This window comes from Kitasatospora sp. NPDC086009, assembly GCF_044540385.1.
Taxonomy (GTDB): domain Bacteria; phylum Actinomycetota; class Actinomycetes; order Streptomycetales; family Streptomycetaceae; genus Kitasatospora.
Genome location: NZ_JBITSA010000002.1, coordinates 262779 through 283469 on the forward strand (window position 1 = coordinate 262779; position 20691 = coordinate 283469).

A 20691-nucleotide genomic window follows, 5' to 3' on the forward strand; every position below is an offset into this window, starting at 1 on the left:
GCCAAGGCCTTTCTGGTCGCCGGTGCAGATGTCGCGATCCGCCGGTCGGCCCGCGGAGTCGACAGCGGCGTGGACCTTGCTGCTCAACCCGCCCCGGGAGCGGCCGAGTCCGGCTCTCGCGGCCAGTCCGGACGACTCGTGGTGGGCCCGGACGATCGTCGGCCCAGGTCGGGACGGTTGTCCTGGCCTGGGCCGCTGGCGTTTGCGGGGAGGGGGCGGGTGGGCGGATTGATCATCGGAGGAGCGGGTAGCCCCGGGGCATGATCGGAGGTGATCGCTGATGGGCGGACAGACTTCGGCCGAGGTGGCCGGGGAGGCCGACGGGCCGGCGCAGGGTGAGACTCGGGCCGAGCTGTCGTCGCGGCTGAACTGGTTGCGGGCGGCCGTGCTCGGGGCCAATGACGGTGTGGTCTCGACGGCGGGAATCGTGACCGGTGTCGCCGGGGCGTCGGGTTCGCGGACGGCGCTGGTGGTGGCGGGGGTGGCGGGTCTGCTGGCCGGGGCGATGTCGATGGCGGCCGGGGAGTACGTCTCGGTCAGCACGCAACGTGACACCGAGCAGGCCGCGTTGGCGAAGGAGCGGCGCGAGCTGGCGGAGGATCCGGAGGGGGAGCTGGACGAGTTGACCGACTTCTTCCGGGGCGCCGGGCTCGACGACGGCCTGGCCCGTCGGGTGGCCGTGGAGCTCACCGAGCGGGACGCGCTGGCGGCGCACGCGCACACCGAGCTGGGGATCGACCCGGAGGCGCTCACCAACCCCTGGCAGGCGGCGTTCGCCAGCGCCGCCGCGTTCACGCTGGGGGCGCTGGTGCCGTTGCTCGCCGTGCTGTTGCCGCCGGAGTCCTGGCGGCTGGGCGTGACGGTGGCGGCCGTCCTGCTGGCGCTCACCGCGTCGGGCTGGGTGAGCGCCCGGCTGGGCGGCGCGGGGCCGCTGCGGGCAGTGCTGCGGAACGTGGCGGGCGGCTCGCTGGCGATGGTCGTCACCTACAGCGGCGGTGTCCTGCTCGACCGGGTGACGGGCGGCTGACCGGCACCTGACCGGCGTCCGAGCGGGTGCGGGGCCAGGGAGGCTGTGTTTGTGTGAGCGCAGACTGCTTGGGAGAGGTGAACCACGGTGACCATGCCCCCGTTCGGATCGAGCGATCCGTTCTCCGACCTGCTCAGCCGGTTCTTCGGCATGAGTCCGACGGCCTCCCCGCCCGCCGTGCAGCGGGTGCCGATCGGGCGGCTGCTGAGCGAGTCCTCGCAGGAGTTGCTGGCGCTCGCCGCGCGACGCGCCACCGAGGACGGGAGCAGCGACCTCGACACCGCCCATCTGGTCTGGGCCGCCACCAAGGTGGAGGCCTCGCGGCGGATGCTGGAGCGTGCCGGCATCGACCCCGAGCAGCTCGCCGAGGACCTGGGCAGGGAACTGCCGTCCGGGGGCGGGGCGCAGACGCCGGGCGGCCGCCCGGCGCTCACGCCGTCCGCCAAGCGCGCGCTGCTCGCCGCGCACGCCCGTTCCCAGGAGGCCGGCGCGTCGTACATCGGGCCGGAGCACATCCTCGGCGCGCTGCTGGACGAGGAGCGCTCCGGCGCCGGCACGGCGCTGCGCAACGCGGCGCCCTCGCCGGAGGCGCTGCGCACGGTGATGGAAGGGCGCGGGACGGGTGGTGAGCGCAGCGGCACCGGCGCGCGCCCGAGCCAGACGCCCACGCTGGACGAGTACGGCCGGGACCTGACCGAGGAGGCGCGGGCGGGCAGGCTGGATCCGGTGGTCGGCCGGGCCGAGGAGATCGAGCAGACCGTCGAGATCCTCTCCCGCCGGACCAAGAACAACCCGGTGCTGATCGGCGAACCCGGCGTCGGCAAGACCGCCATCGTGGAGGGTCTGGCGCAGCGGATCGTCTCCGGAGACGTGCCGCAGAGCCTGCGCGAGAAGCGGGTGGTCGCCCTCGACCTCACCGGGCTGGTGGCGGGTTCCAAGTACCGGGGCGAGTTCGAGGAACGGCTGAAGAGCGTGATCGACGAGGTCACGGCGGCCGAGAAGAGCGTGATCCTCTTCCTGGACGAGTTGCACACCGTGGTCGGCGCGGGCGGTGGCGGCGAGGGTTCGATGGACGCGGGCAACATCCTCAAGCCGGCGCTGGCCCGCGGGGAACTGAGCGTGGTGGGCGCCACCACCCTCGACGAGTACCGCAAGCACGTGGAGAAGGACGCCGCGTTGGAGCGCCGCTTCCAGCCGGTGCTGGTGCCGGAGCCGAGCGTCGAGGAGACGGTCGAGATCCTGCACGGGCTGCGTGACGCCTACGAGGCGCACCACCAGGTGCGGTTCACCGACGAGGCGCTGGACGCCGCCGCGAGCCTCTCCGACCGCTACGTGAGCGACCGCTTCCTGCCCGACAAGGCGATCGACCTGCTGGACCAGGCCGGCGCGCGGGTGCGGCTGCGCAGCCTGAGCGGCTCCACCGAGGCGATGCCGGTGCAGGACCGGATCACCAAGCTGCGCCGGGAGCTGGAGGAGGCCGTCGCGGACGAGGAGTTCGTGCGGGCCGCCAACCTCAAGACCGAGCTGCGGCAGACCGAGGACGAGCTGGCCGCGGTCAGGGAGTCGCGCGAGGAGGTCGTCGCGGTCACCGCGGAGGACATCGCGCAGGTGCTCTCGGGCCGGACGGGCATCCCGGTCGCGGAGCTGAACGCGACCGAGCGCGAGCGGCTGCTCCAGCTGGAGGAGCACCTGCACCGGAAGGTGATCGGGCAGGACCAGGCCGTCACGGCGGTCGCCCAGGCGGTGCGGCGCGGCCGGGCCGGGATGGGCGACCCGGAGCGGCCGACCGGGTCCTTCCTGTTCCTCGGGCCGACCGGCGTCGGCAAGACCGAACTCGCGAAGGCGCTGGCCGAGCTGCTGTTCGGCGACCCGGACCGCATGATCCGCTTCGACATGAGCGAGTTCCAGGAGAAGCACACCGTCTCCCGGCTGGTCGGCTCGCCGCCCGGGTACGTCGGCTACGACGAGGCGGGGCAGCTCACCGAGGCGGTCCGCCGCAAGCCGTACAGCGTGCTGCTCTTCGACGAGGTGGAGAAGGCGCATCCGGACGTCTTCAACCTGCTGCTCCAGGTACTGGACGACGGGCGGCTGACGGACGCCCAGGGGCGTACGGTCGACTTCCGCAACACCGTGGTGATCATGACCAGCAACATCGGCTCGCAGCGGATCCTGGAGCACGCGGGCGACGTGGACGAGATCAGGGACGACCTGATGGGGGACCTGCGGACGCACTTCCGACCGGAGTTCCTCAACCGGATCGACGAGGTGATCGTCTTCCACGCGCTCTCCCGCAAGGACCTCCTCAAGGTGGTCGACCTGATGCTGGAGCGGAGCCGGCGCCGGCTGAAGGCGCAGAACATCGACCTGGAGATCACCGACGGGGCCAAGGAGTGGCTGGTCAACCGGGGCTACCAGCCGGAGTTCGGGGCGCGGCCGCTGCGCCGCACCATCCAGTCCGAGCTGGACAACCGGATCTCCAACCTGCTGCTGGACGGCACGGTCCGGGAGGGGGACACGCTGATCGCGGAGGTGGACGCGGGCGAGCTGGTGGTGGCGCTGGCCCGGCCGGAGCCGTCGGCGAAGGCGGAGGACGCCTGGGCGAAGGCCGCCGATCCGCAGTAGCGCGGTGCGGTCGGCTTTGCCGGTGCGGACCAGGTCGGACCGGTCAGCGAGGTTCGGGCGTACTCCCGCGGGAGTACGCCCGAACGCCACCCCGGGGTGACGCGGTGGGCCGGGCCCGGGGTCTAGCCTTCCGGGCATGACGCCGCGTACACCCAAGCCGTCGCGGGCGCACCCCGGGCCGTCGTCGTCGGAGGTGCCGCCCGTGTCGGGAATGCCCCCCGGGGCGGGAGAGCATCCCCGGCCGGGGTCCGCCATGCCCGAGGGCGGGCGGGTCGAGCCCTGGCGCCCGCCGTGGGTGCGGGCGGCGAAGGCCGGCTGGCCGGTCGCCACCGCGCTGGTCGTCGCGGCGGTGCAGGTGGTGGGGTCCACGGCGGCCGCCGGCCACCAGAGCGGACGGGTCCAGCTGGACCCGTTCGGCTACCTGCTGCTGCTCCTCGGGCCGGCGTTGCTGGTGCTGCGCCGCCGGTGGCCGGTGGCGGCGGTGGCGGGCAGCTCGGCCGTCACGGTGCTGTACCTGGCCGCCGGCTATCCGTACGGGCCGGTCTTCGCCAGCTGGGTGATCGCCTGTTGCGTGGCGGTCGCCTCCGGGCACCGGCAGGCCGCCTGGGCGGGCCTCGGCGGGGTCTACCTCGCCCATGTGCTGATCACCTTCGTGGTGCCGGCCGACTGGCTGCGTACGGAGCCGCAGCAGATCGCCTGGTGGCAGGAGCTCGGGCTGGTGGCCTGGCTGCTGCTGGTGCTGTCGGTGGCCGAGATCGTCCGGTTCCGGCGGGAGCAGCTCGCCGCCCACCGCGAGTACCGCCAGCAGCAGGAGCAGCGCCGGGCCGACGAGGAACGGCTGCGGATGGCGCGCGAGTTGCACGACATCCTGGCGCACAGCCTGTCGCTGATCACGGTCCAGGCCGGGGTCGCGCTGGAACTGATCGACAGCAGGCCGGAGCAGGCCCGTACGGCGCTCACGACGATCAAGGCGACCAGCAAGGAGGCCCTCGGCGAGGTCCGCCAGGTGCTGGGGACGCTGCGCGGGCCGGGTACGGCCGCGCCGCGCGGTCCGGCGCCCGGGCTGGCCCGGCTCGACGAGCTGACCGAGCAGGCGCAGCGGGCCGGGCTGGCCGTCGAGGTGCGCGAGACGGGTGACCGGCGCGCACCGGCCGCCGGTGTCGACCTCACGGCGTTCCGGATCGTCCAGGAGGCGTTGACCAACGTGATCCGGCACTCGGTGGCCCGGCGGGCCACGGTCGGTCTGGACTGGTCGGACCCGACCGCGCTGGTCGTCACGGTCGACGACCCCGGTCCGGCCGCGGTCGGCGACGCGGGTGGCACCGGCAGCGGGCTCATCGGCATGCGGGAGCGGGCCGCCGCGTTCGGCGGCGCCATCACGGCGGGGCCGCTGGTCGGCGGCGGATTCCGGGTCCGGGCGACGCTGCCCACGACCGGTGCGGAGGACGAGTGATCCGGGTACTGCTGGCGGACGACCAGTTGCTGGTGCGGGCGGGCTTCCGGGCGCTGCTCGACCAGCAGGACGACCTCACGGTGGTCGGTGAGGCGGACGACGGCGACGCCGCCGTCCGGCTCGCCCGCGAACTCCGCCCGGACGTCGTCCTGATGGACATCCGGATGCCTCGCACGGACGGGCTGGAGGCGACCCGGCGGATCGCCGCCGATCCGGCCCTGACCGAGGTGCGGGTGGTCGTGCTGACCACCTTCGAGCTGGACGAGTACGTCTTCGAGGCCCTGCGATCGGGGGCGGCCGGCTTCCTGGTCAAGGACACCGAGCCGGCCGAGCTGCTGCGTGCCGTCCGGGTCGCGGCCGCGGGGGACGCGCTGCTCTCGCCGGGGGTGACACGCCGTCTGATCGGCGAGTTCGCCGCCCGCTCCAAGGCGCCGGAGCAGACCCCGGCGGGGCTCTCGGACGTCTCGGCGCTCACTGAGCGGGAGCGGGAGGTGCTGGCGCTGGTGGGTCTGGGGCTGTCCAACGCGGACATCGCCCGCCGACTGGTGGTCAGCCCGCTGACCGCCAAGACGCACGTCAGCCGGGCGATGGTGAAGCTCGGTGTGCGGGACCGGGCGCAACTCGTCGTGCTGGCCTACGAGTCGGGGCTGGTCCGGCCCGGCTGGCTGGGCTGAGCGCGGCTTCCGGCGGGTGGGGGCCCGGGTCTGGACGACGTCCCGGCCCGGGCCGTCCCGCACGCCCTGGGCCGGCACGTCGTATACCCCTTCCCCGTGCCTGTCCGCTACTTCCCAAGCGCGGCTGCCGGGCCGTCCGTACTCCCGCGGGAGTACTTCAACGGCCGCTGCCCGGAGGACGCGGGAGCAGGCTCCCCGGCGGGACGCTCTAGGTGTTTCGGGACGCACCCCGAAGCGGCTGAAGCCCACCGCCGAGGAGATGAACCACCATGTACACGCTGCTGGCCGACCACGACGGGCATTGGCCCGGTCCCTGGATCCTGCTGATCCCGCTCGCCTGGGCCGCCGTGGTGTTCCTTGTGATCGTCGTGCTGCGCCGGACGGTCTGGCGCCGCGGCTGCGGTGCCGGGGCGGACCACCCGCTGGCCGTCCTCGGCCGCCGGTACGCCGAGGGCGCCATCGACGCGGAGGAGTACCGCGCCAAGCGGGCCGTCCTCACCGAGAGCCGGCGCGGGCGCGAGCAGGGCCGAGGGGGCGCGGGGAAGTGAGCACACTCGACGTCGTACGCGACACCGCCGCGCGGGTCGTCGACGCCGTGAAGGTCTACGGCGTCGGCGACACCGTGGTCCGGGCGCTGGACCACGTCACGGTCGACTTCCCGGCCGGGGGGTTCACCGCGATCATGGGGCCGTCCGGTTCGGGCAAGTCCACCCTGATGCACTGCGCGGCGGGCCTCGACACCCTCACTGCGGGCCGGGCCTACATCGGCGGTACCGAGCTCGGCTTGCTTGGCGACCGGCGCCTCACCCTGCTGCGCCGGGAGCGGATCGGCTTCGTCTTCCAGGCGTTCAACCTGGTACCCACACTGACCGTCCGGGAGAACATCACCCTTCCGCTCGACCTGGCCGGCGCCGCACCCGACCGGGGCTGGCTGGACGCGCTGATCGACATCGTCGGCCTCGGCGACCGGCTGCACCACCGCCCGAGCGAACTTTCCGGTGGCCAGCAGCAGCGCGTCGCCGTGGCCCGGGCGCTCGCCGGGCGGCCCCAGGTGGTCTTCGCCGACGAGCCGACCGGCAACCTCGACTCCCGCACCGGCGGCGAGGTGCTCGGCCTGCTGCGCCGGGCGGTCGACGAGATGGGGCAGGCCGTCGTCATGGTCACCCACGACCCGACCGCGGCGGGGTACGCCGACCAGGCCCTGTTCCTCGCCGACGGCCGGCTGGTCGACCGGATGGAACAGCCGAGCGCCGACCGGGTGCTGGACCGGATGAAGGCCTTCGAACGGGGGCGGTCATGAGTTCCACGACGGCCGCCGCGACCGCCGCCGCCCGGCTCAGCCTGCGCTCCCTGGGAGCGCACAAGCGGCGCCTGGTCGGCACCTTCCTCTCGATCCTGCTCGGGGTCGCCTTCCTGGCCGGGACGATGGTGCTCGGCGACACCCTGCGCTCCAACTTCGACACGCTGTTCGCCGACGCCAATGCCGGTACCGACGTGGTGGTCCGCAGCGCCGACGTCCTGGACTCCCCCGGGACGCCCGGAGGGGTCCGGGCACCCGTCGACACGGCGCTCACCGAGCGGCTGCGGGCCGTCCCCGGGGTGGCCGCCGCCGAGGCGTCGGTCCAGGGCGCCGGCCAGCTGGTCGGCAGTGACGGCAAGCCGGTCGGCGGGCAGGGGCCGCCGACCCTGGCCGGGAACTGGCTCACCGACAGCCGGCTCAACCCCTACCGGCTCGCCGAGGGACACCCGCCGCAGGCGCCCGGCGAGGCCGTGGTCAACCGCGGTGCGGCGAAGGCCGGCGGGCTGCACATCGGCTCCACCACCGTGCTGCGCACCCCCGACCCGGTGACCGTCACCGTCGTCGGCATCGCCACCTTCGGGGACAGCGCGGACGGGATGGGCCCGAGCACCTTCACCGCACTCACGCTGGCCGACGCCGAACGCCACCTCACTCCCAAGGGCGCCGGTCAGGCCGGCTCGATCCAGGTCCGGGCGGCGGACGGGATCTCCCAGCAGGAGCTGGTGAGGAGGATCGCCCCGGAGCTGCCCGGCGGGGTGGAGGCGATCACCGGTACGGCGGCCACCCAGGAGAGCACCGCGATGGTCTCGGGGCGGTTCCTGACGATGTTCACCACCCTGCTGCTGGTCTTCGCCGGGATCGCCCTGCTGGTCGCGACTTTCACCATCCACAACACCTTCGCGATCGTGGTCGCCCAGCGGACGAGGGAGAACGCCCTGCTGCGGGCGCTCGGGGCGGTGCGGGGCCAAGTGCTGGGGGCGACCCTGGCGGAGGCGCTGGTCGTCGGTGCGCTCGCCTCGCTCGGCGGGCTGCTCGCCGGAATCGGCGTGGCCGCAGGGCTCAAGGCACTGTTCTCGGCACTCGGCTTCTCGCTGCCGACGGGCGGCATGGTGATCAGTACGGCCGCGGTCGTGCTGCCGCTGCTCGTGGGCACGCTGGTCGCGGTCGGCTCGGCGCTCCTGCCCGCCGTCCGGGCCGGGCGCACCGCGCCGCTGGCGGCGCTGCGCGAGACGGGAGTGGACCGGACGGCCGAGGGGTGGTCCGGCAGGGCCCGGGTCGGGCTCGGCGGGCTGCTGGTCGCGGCGGGTGTCCCGGTCACCGTTCTCGGCGCGACGGACGGGCCGTCGGTCGCCCTGACCACCGGGGGTGGGCTGGCCGTCCTGGCCGGCGTGGTGGTGCTCGGTCCGGTCGCCGCGGCACTCGCCGTCCGGGCGCTGGGCGCGCCGCTGCCACGGCTGCGCGGGGTTTCCGGCACGCTCGCCCGGCGCAACGCGGCCCGCAACCCGCGCCGCACGGCGGCCACGGCGAGTGCCCTGATGATCGGCGTCGCGGTGGTCACGCTGTTCACGGTGTTCGGCGCCTCGGTCAAGGCCACCCTGGATTCCACGGTGAGCTCGTCCTTCGCCGGTGACCTCGCCGTCACCGCGCCCTCCTTCGGTGCGGGCGGCAGCGGGGTCAGCCCCAAGCTGGCGGACGCGCTCGCCCAACTGCCGGAGGTGCGGCAGACGGTGGGCCTCGGCCGGGGCGTGGCGCGGATCGACGGTCATGGGCGGGTCCTGGACGTCACCGACCCGGCGCGACTGGCCGGGATCGTCGACCTCGGCCGCGTCGACGGCGCCCTCGACGCGCTCGGCACCGACGGCCTGGCGGTGGCTCGCAGCGAGGCGGAGCAGCGCGGCTGGCGGCTCGGCCAGAGCGTGACCGTCGCCTTCACGGACGGCGTGAGCGGCCCCTTCACGATCCGCGCCCTGTACGACGAGAGCGGTCTGGCCGGGGACTACCTGATCACCCGCCAGGCCTGGGCGCCGCACCGCGGGCAGGACGCGGACACCATGGTCGCCGTCGGGCTCAAGGCCTCCGTGCCGCTCGCTGCGGGCCGGGCCGCCGTCGAGAAGGCCGCCGCCCCCTTCGGGAACCCACAGGTGCAGGACCGGGCGCAGTACGCGGCGAGCGCGGCCGGCGGAGTCGACATGATGCTCTCGGTGGTCTACGCGCTGCTGGCCCTGGCGGTGCTGATCGCCCTGCTCGGCATCGCCAACACCCTGACCCTCGCCGTGCACGAGCGGACCAGGGAGCTGGGGCTGCTCCGGGCGGTCGGCCAGACCAGGGCGCAGCTGCGGGGCATGGTGCGCTGGGAGTCCGTCCTGGTGGCGGCTTTCGGGACGGTCGGCGGGCTCGGTCTCGGGGCGTTCCTCGGCTGGGCGCTGGTGCGGGCTTCGGACAGTGCCGGGACGGGCTCGTTCGCGATCCCGCCGGGACAGCTCGCGGTGGTGCTGGTGGCCGGACTGGCGGCGGGCGCGGTCGCGGGCCTGCGCCCGGCAGGCCGGGCGGCGCGGCTCGACATCCTCAGGGCGATCGCGACGGAATGAGGAGGTGCGGCGTGAGGAGGCGGCGCGGGGTGACAGGACGACGAGGTGACGGCCGTCGAGGCGGCAGCGGGGTGAGCGCAGGGTGGGTGAGCCGACGGGGCATCACGCGCCATGGGCCCACCTGGCCCACCCGGCCCACCGGGCCCCCCGGCCACCGGTCCGAGCCGGCGCCGGCTCGGTCACCCCGGCCCGACCGGCGTTCCGTCCAGCGGGCACCGGGGTCCGCCCCGGTGCCCGGCCGGGCGGATCCAGCCCGGCCGGGTCCGGCGCTCGGTCGAGCTAGACGAGTCATTCCGAAGTGATCGCGATCAGCTTGTCGATGGGCCAAGGGGCTATTCGGGGGTGTGCTGCTGGTCAGTGGACATGCAGGCCTCCCGCGCTAAGGCGGGCTTCGCATCCCCTGAGAAGCCCGCGAAGTAGATGACGCTCGCCGCACAATGGAGGCCGGAGCTGGTGCTGCGTGTCCCGGGTCGCTCACGACAGCTGCCGAATCGCTCCGGGTTCAACTCAGCTGGTCGCGCACGAGATCAAGGAATGCCTGTCGGCTCGGACGGATGTGCGCCCAGACCTTCTCGTCCTGCGGATCTTCCGGATCTTCGGGGCCCTTCCTGATCACCTCCTGAACTGCCCACGCGAGGCTGTGTGCCGCTTCGCCGACCTCGGATGCGCACAGTACGTGGATCGTCTTCTGCATCACCCACACCCTGTCAAGGACCTGCCGTGCCCGGGCCTGCCACTGTTCGTCAGCCAGGTTGTGGTGATACCGATCCACCGCGACTCGTTCAGCTTCCTGCACCGCAGACAGAAATTCGACGAGGTGAGTAAGCCGCTCGTTGCGGCGCGCCTCGGCACGTTCATGAGCACTGCGGCGTGCCTCGCCGCGTTCCAAGGCGCGTCCTGCCGAGCGCTGGGCCAGCATCGACATGAGCCCGCCGAGTAGGACGCCGATGAGCGGCGCAAGCGTTGTCCACACAACGTCCGACTATGACATCGATGGCGTGAACACGGCACGGGGTTCGGGCAATCTCGGGCCGGGGCCGGGGCCGGGGCCGGGGCCGGGACGCGGCCAGGTCGTCGCCGCACTCGACAACGGCGGGCAGCAGACGGCGGAAGATCTGAGATCTTCGCGCTGCCCTGGGCGTTCTTGGCCACAGCGCGGACCGGGGGATCCAGCACGGGCGGCCATGGCGGCGACGTCCGGTCTCCCGTCGCTTGTCGGCCTGCTCAAGCGTGAAGCCGAGCGATCGGGCAGTCCCCCGCCGGCGGCCGGAGAGACAGACAGGGCGGCCAAGATCGTTCTGTGACGAATGACCTGGACGCCTTGCTCACCGCACTGTATGTGAAGATCGACGACGAGCTGACGGACACCCGGCGGCTGGGACGCCCTCCCCGGCTGACCGATTCCGAGCTCGTCTGCCTCGCCGTCGCCCAGGCGATGCTGGGCTTCACCTCGGAGTCCAGGTGGCTGCGGTTCGTCAGCTCCCGCCTCGGCGAGATGTTCCCCTTCATGCCGAAGCAGCCGGGCTGGAACAAGCGGCTGCGGGCTGCGCTGCCGCTGGTCAGGCGGGCTATACGGCTCCTTGCGACAGACACCGACTTCTGGTTCGACAACCACTGGATCATCGACTCCACCCCGGTCGAGTGCGGCCGGTCACGCCCCCCGTGAAGCGGTCGGACCTGGCAGGCTGGGCCGGATACGGATACGGATACGGATACGGATACGGATACGGATACTGTGCCAGCCATTCCCGATACTTCTGGGGCCTGCGGCTGTACCTGGTGTGCGCCCCAACTGGCATGCCGATCCTGTGGTCCCTGGCGAACCCGAAGCTGGACGAGCGCGAGGTGCTGACGGCGATGTCGGATCGTGAGCCGGAAACAGTCACCGACCGCCCCGGCCTGCTGATGATCACGGACAAGGGCTTCGCCTCCAAGGAATTCGAGACCGATCTGGCCATGCGCGGGGCAGAGCTGCTGCGGCCCCGTTCAAGCGGGAGAAACGCCGCAAGGGCGAGTCACTGCTGAAATCGGTGCGGCAGCTGATCGAGTCGGTGAACGACACCCTCAAAGGCCAGCTCGACCTGGAACAACACGGCGGACGGACCTTTGAGGGCATCGCCGTCCGCGTCGCCCAACGCGTCCTCGCGCTGGCCGCAGCAATCTGGCACAACCACAAGACCGGACAGCCAATCACACGGTCCCTGATCGCCTACGACCACTGATCACTTCGGAATGACTCGTCTAGGGGAACACCTGACGCAGAAGCGGGTCCGGCAGGCCGCGGCGGCGCCACTCGCGGGGGTAGCCCAGCGAGACCTCCTCGAAGCGGACGCCGTCGTAGTTGGTCACCCGAGGGATGTGCAGGTGCCCGTAGATCATCGCGGCGGTGTTGAAGCGCCGGTGCCAGTCCGCCGTCAGCTCGGTGCCGCACCACTGGGCGAACTCCGGGTACCAGAGGATCTCGGTGGGCTGGCGGACCAGCGGGTAGTGGTTGACCAGGACCAGCGGCAGCTCCGGGTCGCAGGCCGCCAGGCGCTTCTCGGTGAGCCGGACGCGCTCGCGGCACCAGGAGTCGCGGTCGGGGAACGGGTCCGGGTGGAGCATCCGCTCGTCCGAGCAGACCACACCGCTGTTGTACGCGGCTTCCAGGGACTCCTTCTTCGTGGTCGTACCGGGAGCCCGGAAGGTGTAGTCGTACAGCAGGAACAGCGGCGCGATGGCGACCGGTCCGCCGGCGCCCTCCCAGACCGGGTACGGGTCCTCGGGAGTGACGACACCGAGTCGGCGGCAGAGGTCCACCAGGTACTCGTAGCGGGCGACACCCCGCAGCTGCACCGGGTCGTCGGGGTGGGTCCAGAGCTCGTGGTTGCCGGGGGCCCAGATGACCCGGGCGAAGCGCTCGGCGAGCAGGCTCAGGGACCACTCGATGGTGGTGCTGATCTCGGCGATGTCACCGGCGACGATCAGCCAGTCGTCGGGCGAGTCGGGTTGCAGCTTCGCCACCAGGTCGCGGTTCTCCTGGTAGGAGACGTGCAGATCGCTGACGGCGAGCAGCCGGCCAGCCCGTTCGGGGCCTCCCGTCCGCCCCGACTGCGCGTCACTCTGGTACTCGGTCGTCACTCCAGCCCCCATGTCGTCACCCGGCCGATGCCGCCACAGTACGGGGACGGACGGGCTTCGCGCCGCAGGTTGGCTGGATCAGTCGTTCGAGCGGCTCGGTTCCGCCGTTGGGACGAGAGTGACCGGAGCGGCCAGGGCGGCCAGGGCGGCCAGGGCATCAAGGGCGTTCGAGGGCCGAGGGGGCCGCCAGGACGCCGGAGCCGCTGGGCCGTCAGGAAGGCGTGACCGGCGCCGAGGTCAGTCGCCGATCTGCCAGAGCACGCCGTGGCTGGTGGCGGTGGTGACGGCGAGGACGACCAGCGCGGCGACGCCGAGGACGATGCCGAGCAGGGCGCGCCCACGGCGGTGGGTGCCCCGGACGAGGGCGAGCGTGCCGAGGGTGATGGCCAGGGGGCCGAGAACGATGTTGAAGAGCAGCAGGCCCGGCAGGCCGAGCAGGAAGGAGGCGACGGCCAGGTTGTCGGCCTCGGCGGTGCGGTGGCGCCGAACAGCGGCGCCGGTGCTGGTGGCGGTGGCGGTGTTCATGACGGCGGGTGTCCTTCCGGGACGGTGGTGTGGCGAGAGGGTCAGCGCTGACGCAGGCGGGCGATGCCCTCGCGGGCGCCGAACGCGAGCAGCCAGGCGGCGATGGCAGCGGCGGCGGTGAGGAAGACCGGGAGCGTGGTGTGCGCGGCTGCGCCGATGAGGACGCCCATGGCGACCAGGGCGGTGAGCAGGATCATGGCGGTCCCTTCCGGCGGCTTCCACCGCCTTGGGTTTACAAGTGTTCGCTGAATCCTCTGTCACTCTACGCGGGCTGGCCATTTTCGGCAAACGATTGTTTACTGAATGGCGTGAGTCACACCGTTGGGGCCAGGCAGGCCCAGAAGCAGCAGAGTCGGCGCGCGTTGCTGGACGCGGGGCTGCACCTGCTGGCCGATCAGAACCTCGCGAGCGTCGGCGTTCGCGAGGTCACCCGGGAGGCGGGACTCTCGCCGGCCGCCTTCTATCGGCACTTCCCGGACCTCGCCGCCCTCGGGGTGGCCCTGGTCGAGGAATCGCTCGCCAGCCTCCATGTGATGATCCGTTCCGTACTCGCCGGTGCGGGCGGGTCCGACGAGCTGATCGACCGGACGGTGGACGTCATCGAGCAGCATGTGCGTGACCATCGGCCGCACGTCCGCTTCCTGGCGCGCGAGCGGCACGGGGGAGTGCGGCAGGTGCGGGAGGCGATCGACGTCGAACTCGGGCGCTTCGCCACGGAGGTGGGTGCGGCGCTCGCGCTCCAGCCGGTGTCGCAGGGATGGAGTGAGGAGGATCTGCGGACGCTCGCCGAGCTGTATGTCGACCACATGGTCTCCACGGCCGCCGCCCTCCTGGAGGCGCAGGAGGCCGACCCGGAGCGCGAGCGGCACATCGCCGCCACCGCCCGACTGCAGCTGCGTCTCATCAGCCTCGGTCGCCGCCACTGGCAGGGCGGCTGACGGTAGCCCTGGTCGGCGGTGCCGCCGTCCCACTTGGGGCGCTCGGTCCCGTGCCCCACTGCCGCGCCCCACTCCCGCCGCTCCGCGCCCCGGTCCTCACTCCGGTCCTCACCCCGCTCCCCAGCCCCCGAGGCCTCCCTCCGTCTGACCTCCCCTCGTGGTGGACCCTTGACAACTCGTCATGTCCGCGCCAGTTTTGGTGCACCCCCACAACGAGAGGTCTCTCATGAAGAAGCCGCTCATAGGCACGTTCGCCGCGCTCCTGTTCGCCGGGGCGACCGCCCTGGCCGGCGCCCCCGCCGCCGTCGCCTCGTCGCCCGCGGACGCGCGGACCGCCCCCGCGGCCGCGACCGAGGCACAGGTCGCGGCCCAGACCCTGGCCGACCCCCAGCTCCAGGCCTCGTCCCAGGACCAGCAGGCCCGGGCTGCCGTGAACTTCGCCGGGACGGTGGCGCTCAGCAACTGTTCCGGTTCGCTCGTCCGGCTTCCGGCCTCCGCCGCGACGGACCCGGCGCTCATCCTCTCCAACGGCCACTGCCTGGAGACCGGGTTCCCCGGCCCCGGCCAGGTGGTCGTCAACCAGTCCTCCAGCCGCACGTTCTCGCTGCTCAACGGCACCGGCTCCAAGGTCGCCACGCTGCGCGCGAACAAGGTGGTCTACGGCACGATGACCGACACCGACGTGTCGATCTACCAGCTGAACACCACCTATGCCGCGATCCAGTCGAGCTACGGCATCGCCCCGCTGACCATCTCCGCGAGCCACCCGGTGCAGGGCACCTCCATCAAGGTCGTCTCCGGGTACTGGAAGAAGACCTACTCGTGCTCGGTCGACGGCTTCGTCTACCGGCTCAAGGAGGGCTCCTGGACCTGGAAGGACTCGGTCCGTTACACCTCCAGCTGCAACACGATCGGCGGTACCTCCGGCTCCCCGGTGATCGACACCAGCACCGGCCAGGTCGTCGCCGTGAACAACACGGGTAACGAGGACGGCGAGCGCTGCACGGACAACAACCCGTGCGAGGTCGACCAGAACGGTGTGGTGACCGTCCGCCAGGGCATCAACTATGCCCAGGAGACCTACGGCATCCCGGCCTGCTTCGCCGCCGGGAACCGCCTCGACCTCACCCGGGCCGGCTGCACCCTGCCGCGCCCCTGATCAGCACATCTTTCCCCGGTGGGCCATCCGCGATCCCGCGGGTGGCCCACTCGGCCGTCTACCGGACGGCCGATCGTCCGGCAGTCGGGCGCCGATTGCCGGAGAGTGTCGAACAGTTCCATTGACCCGATGGAGAGTTGATGTCCACCAAGCTCAGAAGGCTGCTGGTCGCCGTTCTGCTGATGCCGCTGCTCGGCCTCGGTCTGGCGACGCCCGCCCTGGCGGCCGGCGCCGACGCGTCGGCCGGCCCGGTCTCGGCCGCGGACAACCCCGCGGCCGACATCAAGGACCGCCTGGCCGCGATCCCGGGGATGACCGTCACCGAGGAGAAGCCGACCACCACCGGTCACCGCTACTTCCTGCTCACCTACACCCAGCCGATCGACCACCTCCGCCCCTGGCTGGGCACCTTCCAGCAGCGGCTGAGCGTGCTGCACCGGGGGTACGACCGCCCGACCGTCTTCTACACCAACGGCTACACGCTCGGCACCAACCCCTCGCGCACCGAGCCGACCCGGCTGACCGACGGCAACCAGGTCTCGATCGAGTACCGCTACTTCTCGCCGTCCCGCCCGGAGCCGGCCGACTGGACCAAGGCCGGCATCGAGCAGGCCGCCACCGACTCGCACCGGATCATCACCGCGCTGAAGCGCGTCTACCACCGCGCGTGGCTGTCGACCGGGGCCAGCAAGGGCGGTATGTCCTCGACCTACCACCGCCGCTTCTTCCCGGACGACGTGGACGGCACCATCGCGTACGTCGCGCCGAACGACGTCGACAACCGCGAGGACTCCGCCTACACCGAGTTCTTCCGGACCGTGGGTACCCCGGAGTGCCGGGCCACGCTCGCCGCCGCGCAGCGCGAGCTGCTCGTCCGCCGCGACCGCCTGGAGGCCCGCTACGTGGCCGACAACGCGGCGGCCGGCTCCACCTTCGCCACCACGGGCAGCGCCGACCGGGCCTACGAGGCGGGCGTGCTCGACGTCGTCTGGGCGTTCTGGCAGTACAGCACCGAGGCGGACTGCGCCGCCGTCCCGGTGGCGGCCACCGCCACCGACGACGAGCTGTACGCGTGGTTCGACACCCAGTCCGGCATCACCGGCAACAGCGACCAGTCGCTCGCCCAGTACACCGCGTACTACTACCAGGCGGGCACCCAGCTGGGTTCGCCGTCCTTCGACGTCTCGCACCTGAAGGGCCTGCAGCACTACGACTACAAGGAGCTGTACTCGCCGCGCACGTACGTGCCGAAGAACATCCCGATGCGCTTCGACGCGTCCGCGATGCGCGACATCGACCGCTGGGTGAAGCACTCCGCCGAGCGGATGATCTTCGTCTACGGCCAGAACGACCCGTGGGGCGCCGAGCCGTTCCGGCTGGGCCGGGGCAGTGAGGACAGCTACGTCTACACCGTGGCCGGCGGCAACCACGGGTCCAACATCGGCAAGCTGAAGGCCGACGAGTCGGTCCAGGCCACCGCCAAGGTGCTGGAGTGGGCCGGCCTGGCCGACCCGGCCGCCGCCAAGTCCCTCGCGCAGTCCCACCAGATCCCGCCGTTCGGGCCGCTGGACGAGGAAGGCCTCAAGCTGGAGCACCACCGGCTGTAACGCGCCACGGCTGTCACGCGTCGCCGGCCGTCACGCATCACCGAGTGTCACGCGTGAGCCGACCGACCCACCGGGGCCACCCGTCGCCATCGCGAGGGGTGGCCCTTCGGCGTCCCCGTCCGACGCGGAACCTCCGCCGCACGTGGAATCCTCCCCGGGCGCAAGCCCCCGCTGGACGCGGAGAACGCAGCGTGCCCCCTCCCCGAAGCAATGAATCGGTGCTTCAATACTTTCATGGCCTATCGACGCACCCCCGCCGTACAAGCCCGACTGGACGCCCAGCGCGAGGCGGTCCTGCAGGCTGCGGTCGGGTTGCTCGCCGAGCGCGGCTACGGCGGCTGCTCGATGGCCGCCGTCGCGGACCGCGCCGGAATCGCCACCGGCAGCCTCTACCAGCACTTCGCCAACAAGGCCGAGCTGTCGGTCGAGCTGTTCCGCCGGGTGGTCAACCGCGAGATCGCCGCGGTGACCTCGGCCGTCGCCCGCCACGAGACCCCGAAGCGGCGGATCGCCGCCGTGGTCGAGACCTTCGCCGCCCGCGCCCTGCGGGCGCCCAGGCTCGCCCACGTACTGCTGGTCGAGCCGGCCGACGCCGTCGTGGACGCCGAACGGCTGGTGTTCCGGCGGGCGTTCCGCGATGTGATCGCCACCGAGATCGCCGCCGCCGTGGCGGCCGGTCAACTGCCCCGGCAGGACCCGGAGCTGACCGCGGCCGCCCTGGTCGGCGCGGTGGGCGAGGCGCTGGCCGGTCCGCTCGCCGCGGCCCACGCACCCGTTTCCGGGGACACCCCGCCCGAGGTGGTCCCCGCCCTGGTCTCCTTCACCCTGCGTGCCCTGGGAGGACGCGATGACAGCGACGCCTGACACGACCACGCCCGACACGACCGCACCCGACGTGACCGCACCCACTCCGGTGGCCCCCGTTCCGGTGTACGCGCCCTCCCGGACGCACGAGGTCACCAACCAGGTGCCGCTGCCGTACGGGCACGACACCGCCGCCGACCCGACCCTGCTCGCAGGCCTGCACCGGGCCGGCGCGGGCTGGGCCGAGGCCGAGCTGCACGAGCTCGGCCGGCTGGCCGGTTCCGAACAGGCCGCCGACTGGGGGCGGTTGGCCAATGAGCACCCGCCCGTGCTGTGCACCCACGACCGGTTCGGTCACCGGATCGACGAGGTCGAGTTCCACCCGTACTGGCACGAGCTGATGCGCACCGCCGTCGGCCACGGTCTGCACGCCACGCCCTGGCGGGACGGCCGGCCGGGCGCGCATTCCGCCCGCGCCGCCAAGTTCTTCGTCTGGGGCCAGGTCGAGGCCGGTCACACCTGCCCGATCTCGATGACCTACGCCGCCGTCCCCGCCCTGCGCGCAAGCCCGGCGCTGGCTGCCGAGTTGGAGCCGCTGCTGGCCGCGACCGAGTACGACTTCGGGCTGCGCGAGCCGCACGGCAAACGGGGACTGATCGCCGGCATGTCGATGACCGAGAAGCAGGGCGGCTCGGACGTCCGCACCAACACCACCACCGCCGCTCCGCAGGCGGACGGCACCTACCGGCTGACCGGCCACAAGTGGTTCACCTCGGCGCCGATGTCGGACCTCTTCCTGACGCTCGCCCAGGCTCCGGGCGGGCTGAGCTGCTTCATGCTGCCCCGTGTCCTGCCGGACGGCACCCGCAACCGCCTCCACCTCCAGCGGCTCAAGGACAAGCTGGGCAACAAGTCCAACGCCTCCGCCGAGCTCGAGTACGACGGCGCGGTCGGCTGGCTGGTGGGGGAGGAGGGCCGGGGGGTCCGGACCATCATCGAGATGGTCAACATGACCCGTCTCGACTGCACCGTGGGCGCCGCCTCCGGCATGCGCCTGGGGGCCACCCGGGCGGTCCAGCACGCCCTGCACCGGCGGGCGTTCGGCAAGGCGCTGGTCGACCAGCCGCTGATGCGCAACGTGCTCGCCGACCTGGTGGTGGAGTCCGAGGCGGCCACCGTCGTGGCGATGCGCCTCGCCGAGGCCACCGACCGGGCGCTGGCGGGGGACGGGACCGAGACGCTGGTGCGCCGGCTGGGGCTGGCCGTCGCCAAGTACTGGGTCTGCAAGCGCGGTCCGGCGCACGCCGCCGAGGCACTGGAGTGCCTGGGCGGCAACGGCTACGTCGAGGAGTCCGGGATGCCCCGGCTCTACCGCGAGGCGCCGCTGGTCTCGATCTGGGAGGGCTCCGGCAACGTCGCCGCCCTGGACGCGCTCCGCGCCATGGCCAAGCACCCGGAGACCGTCGAGGCCTTCCTCGGCGAGCTGGACGCCGCCGCCGGCGCGGACCGCCGGCTGGACGCCGCCGTCGCCGAACTCCGCAAGCAGCTCACCGATCCGAGCGATCTGGAGTACCGGACGCGCCGACTGGTCGAGGCGATGGCGCTGGCCTTCCAGGGATCGCTGCTGGTCCGCCACGGCGACCCGGCGGTGGCCGACGCCTTCTGCGCCTCCCGCCTCGGCGGCGACCACGGCGCGGCCTTCGGCACCCTGCCCGCCGGCCTCGACGCCGGGGCGATCATCGACCGCGCCCGCCCGGTGCCCGCATGAGCGCGGACGACGCGGCTGAGACCGCCGAGACCGCCGAGACCGCCGAGACCGCCGAGACCGCCGAGACCGCCGAGACCGCCGAGGTGGCCGAGGCGGACACGGCGACCGAGGCCAGCCAGGCAATCGAGGCGAACGAAGTAATCGAGGCGAACGAGGTAGACAAGGCAACCAAAGCGGACGAGGCCGCTGCGGTCCGCGGCTTCTGGCAGGCGCTCGGCCTCCCCGGCCTGATCGACGTGCACACCCACTTCATGCCGAAGAACGTCCTCGACAAGGTGTGGGCGTACTTCGACCTGGCCGGTCCGCTCGTCAACCGGCCCTGGCCGATCACCTACCGCGTCGCCGAGGCCGAACGGGTCGAGCGGCTGCGGGAGTTCGGCGTCCGGGCGTTCACCTCCATGCTGTACCCGCACAAGCCCGGGATGGCGGCCTGGCTGAACGCCTGGGCCGCCGACTTCGCCGCCCGCACCCCGGACTGCCTGCACACCGCGACCTTCTTCGCCGAACCCGAGGCGCCCGGCTACGTGGCGCGGGCGGTCGAGGACGGCGCCCAGGTGTTCAAGGCGCACCTCCAGGTCGGCGGCTACGACCCGACGGACCGCCGGCTGGACGCGGTCTGGGGGCTGCTGGCCGAGACCGGTACGCCGGTGGTCACCCACTGCGGATCCGGGCCGGTGGCGGGCAAGTTCACCGGCCCCGGCCCGATCGGCGAGGTCCTGGACCGGCACCCGGGGCTGGTCCTGGTGGTCGCCCACCTCGGCATGTCCGAGTACCGGGACTTCCTCGACCTCGCCGAGCGCCACCCGTCCGTCCGGCTGGACACCACCATGGCGTTCACCGACTTCGTCGAGGCCGACGACCCGTTCCCGCGCAGCGAACTGTCCCGCCTGCGTGCGCTCCAGGACCGCGTCCTGCTCGGCAGCGACTTCCCCAACATCCCGTACCGGTACGTCCACCAGCTGGAGGCGCTGGCCGGGCTGGGACTGGGGGAGGAGTGGCTGCGGGCGGTCTGCCACGACAACGCGGCCGCACTCTTCGGGCTCACCCCGAAGGGCTGACCCCGAAGGGCTGACCCCGGCGGGCCGACCGGTGGCGGGCTGACTGGC

At 72.5% G+C, this 20691-nt stretch carries 17 protein-coding genes and 1 pseudogene; 14 read left to right on the forward strand and 4 right to left on the reverse strand.

Annotated features, from left to right (window positions below):
- Positions 1–280 precede the first annotated feature (280 nt).
- The 7 genes from ACIF6L_RS06860 (at position 281) to ACIF6L_RS06890 (ending at position 9664) form a co-directional block, all read left to right on the forward strand.
- Positions 281–1027: a VIT family protein gene (locus tag ACIF6L_RS06860; protein ID WP_359802896.1), complete on the forward strand. Its 747-nt coding sequence runs from the start codon at positions 281–283 to the stop codon at positions 1025–1027.
- Positions 1028–1120: 93 nt separating this feature from the next.
- Complete coding sequence (locus ACIF6L_RS06865) at positions 1121–3649, forward strand: ATP-dependent Clp protease ATP-binding subunit (protein WP_396487120.1); 2529 nt, start codon at positions 1121–1123, stop codon at positions 3647–3649.
- A 253-nt stretch (positions 3650–3902) separates the two neighbouring features.
- Positions 3903–5102, forward strand: coding sequence for a sensor histidine kinase (locus ACIF6L_RS06870; RefSeq protein ID WP_396486977.1), 1200 nt, complete (start codon positions 3903–3905; stop codon positions 5100–5102).
- A complete protein-coding gene (locus ACIF6L_RS06875; protein WP_359802891.1) occupies positions 5099–5776 on the forward strand; it encodes a response regulator transcription factor in 678 nt (225 codons plus the stop codon). The genes ACIF6L_RS06870 and ACIF6L_RS06875 overlap by 4 nt, the downstream gene beginning before the upstream one ends.
- Before the next feature lie 269 nt (positions 5777–6045).
- Complete coding sequence (locus ACIF6L_RS06880) at positions 6046–6324, forward strand: SHOCT domain-containing protein (protein WP_329487459.1); 279 nt, start codon at positions 6046–6048, stop codon at positions 6322–6324.
- A complete protein-coding gene (locus ACIF6L_RS06885; protein ID WP_396486976.1) occupies positions 6321–7076 on the forward strand; it encodes an ABC transporter ATP-binding protein in 756 nt (251 codons plus the stop codon). Before ACIF6L_RS06880 ends, ACIF6L_RS06885 begins: the two co-directional genes overlap by 4 nt.
- Positions 7073–9664, forward strand: a complete 2592-nt coding sequence (locus ACIF6L_RS06890; protein WP_396486975.1) for an ABC transporter permease — start codon at positions 7073–7075, stop codon at positions 9662–9664. Before ACIF6L_RS06885 ends, ACIF6L_RS06890 begins: the two co-directional genes overlap by 4 nt.
- 502 nt (positions 9665–10166) lie before the next feature.
- On the opposite strand, the gene ACIF6L_RS06895 is transcribed toward ACIF6L_RS06890, so the two are convergent.
- A complete protein-coding gene (locus ACIF6L_RS06895) occupies positions 10167–10637 on the reverse strand; it encodes a hypothetical protein (RefSeq protein ID WP_396486974.1) in 471 nt (156 codons plus the stop codon).
- A gap of 327 nt (positions 10638–10964) precedes the next feature.
- On the opposite strand from ACIF6L_RS06895, the pseudogene ACIF6L_RS06900 reads away from it, so the two are divergent.
- A pseudogene (locus ACIF6L_RS06900) lies at positions 10965–11886 on the forward strand (IS982 family transposase).
- A gap of 19 nt (positions 11887–11905) precedes the next feature.
- Here ACIF6L_RS06900 and ACIF6L_RS06905 read toward each other — a convergent pair.
- The 3 genes from ACIF6L_RS06905 to ACIF6L_RS06915 form a co-directional block, all read right to left on the reverse strand.
- Positions 11906–12784 carry a metallophosphoesterase family protein gene (locus tag ACIF6L_RS06905; RefSeq protein WP_396486973.1) on the reverse strand — a complete coding sequence of 293 codons (879 nt, stop codon included), beginning with the start codon at positions 12782–12784 and terminating at the stop codon, positions 11906–11908.
- Between the two features lie 237 nt (positions 12785–13021).
- The gene (locus ACIF6L_RS06910) at positions 13022–13309 is read right to left on the reverse strand and encodes a DUF4190 domain-containing protein (RefSeq protein ID WP_329487455.1); all 288 of its coding nucleotides are present in this window, start codon (positions 13307–13309) and stop codon (positions 13022–13024) included.
- Between the two features lie 41 nt (positions 13310–13350).
- A complete protein-coding gene (locus ACIF6L_RS06915) occupies positions 13351–13506 on the reverse strand; it encodes a hypothetical protein (RefSeq protein WP_329487454.1) in 156 nt (51 codons plus the stop codon).
- 111 nt (positions 13507–13617) lie between these two features.
- Here ACIF6L_RS06915 and ACIF6L_RS06920 point away from each other — a divergent pair, with 111 nt between their 5' ends.
- From ACIF6L_RS06920 to ACIF6L_RS06945, 6 genes are all read left to right on the forward strand, one after another.
- A complete protein-coding gene (locus ACIF6L_RS06920) occupies positions 13618–14247 on the forward strand; it encodes a TetR family transcriptional regulator (RefSeq protein ID WP_396486972.1) in 630 nt (209 codons plus the stop codon).
- 226 nt (positions 14248–14473) lie between these two features.
- Positions 14474–15406, forward strand: coding sequence for a serine protease (locus ACIF6L_RS06925; RefSeq protein WP_329487452.1), 933 nt, complete (start codon positions 14474–14476; stop codon positions 15404–15406).
- 140 nt (positions 15407–15546) lie between these two features.
- Positions 15547–17013 (forward strand): S28 family serine protease, encoded by a 1467-nt coding sequence (locus ACIF6L_RS06930; protein WP_396486971.1) that lies wholly within the window; start codon positions 15547–15549, stop codon positions 17011–17013.
- A gap of 234 nt (positions 17014–17247) precedes the next feature.
- A complete protein-coding gene (locus ACIF6L_RS06935) occupies positions 17248–17877 on the forward strand; it encodes a TetR/AcrR family transcriptional regulator (protein WP_329487450.1) in 630 nt (209 codons plus the stop codon).
- Positions 17861–19585, forward strand: a complete 1725-nt coding sequence (locus ACIF6L_RS06940) for an acyl-CoA dehydrogenase family protein (RefSeq protein ID WP_396486970.1) — start codon at positions 17861–17863, stop codon at positions 19583–19585. The genes ACIF6L_RS06935 and ACIF6L_RS06940 overlap by 17 nt, the downstream gene beginning before the upstream one ends.
- Positions 19582–20643 (forward strand): amidohydrolase family protein, encoded by a 1062-nt coding sequence (locus ACIF6L_RS06945; protein WP_396486969.1) that lies wholly within the window; start codon positions 19582–19584, stop codon positions 20641–20643. The genes ACIF6L_RS06940 and ACIF6L_RS06945 overlap by 4 nt, the downstream gene beginning before the upstream one ends.
- The last annotated feature ends 48 nt before the right edge of the window (positions 20644–20691 follow it).

Excerpts from the sequence above, each read along its gene's own strand:
- ACIF6L_RS06860 (WP_359802896.1), top strand. The coding sequence starts at position 281 with ATGGGCGGACAGACTTCGGCCGAGGTGGCCGGGGAGGCCGACGGGCCG.
- ACIF6L_RS06865 (WP_396487120.1), top strand. The coding sequence starts at position 1,121 with ATGCCCCCGTTCGGATCGAGCGATCCGTTCTCCGACCTGCTCAGCCGG.
- ACIF6L_RS06870 (WP_396486977.1), top strand. The coding sequence starts at position 3,903 with ATGCCCGAGGGCGGGCGGGTCGAGCCCTGGCGCCCGCCGTGGGTGCGG.
- ACIF6L_RS06880 (WP_329487459.1), top strand. The coding sequence starts at position 6,046 with ATGTACACGCTGCTGGCCGACCACGACGGGCATTGGCCCGGTCCCTGG.
- ACIF6L_RS06890 (WP_396486975.1), top strand. The coding sequence starts at position 7,073 with ATGAGTTCCACGACGGCCGCCGCGACCGCCGCCGCCCGGCTCAGCCTG.
- ACIF6L_RS06910 (WP_329487455.1), bottom strand. The coding sequence starts at position 13,309 with ATGAACACCGCCACCGCCACCAGCACCGGCGCCGCTGTTCGGCGCCAC.
- ACIF6L_RS06915 (WP_329487454.1), bottom strand. The coding sequence starts at position 13,506 with ATGATCCTGCTCACCGCCCTGGTCGCCATGGGCGTCCTCATCGGCGCA.
- ACIF6L_RS06925 (WP_329487452.1), top strand. The coding sequence starts at position 14,474 with ATGAAGAAGCCGCTCATAGGCACGTTCGCCGCGCTCCTGTTCGCCGGG.
- ACIF6L_RS06930 (WP_396486971.1), top strand. The coding sequence starts at position 15,547 with ATGTCCACCAAGCTCAGAAGGCTGCTGGTCGCCGTTCTGCTGATGCCG.
- ACIF6L_RS06935 (WP_329487450.1), top strand. The coding sequence starts at position 17,248 with ATGGCCTATCGACGCACCCCCGCCGTACAAGCCCGACTGGACGCCCAG.
- ACIF6L_RS06940 (WP_396486970.1), top strand. The coding sequence starts at position 17,861 with ATGACAGCGACGCCTGACACGACCACGCCCGACACGACCGCACCCGAC.
- ACIF6L_RS06945 (WP_396486969.1), top strand. The coding sequence starts at position 19,582 with ATGAGCGCGGACGACGCGGCTGAGACCGCCGAGACCGCCGAGACCGCC.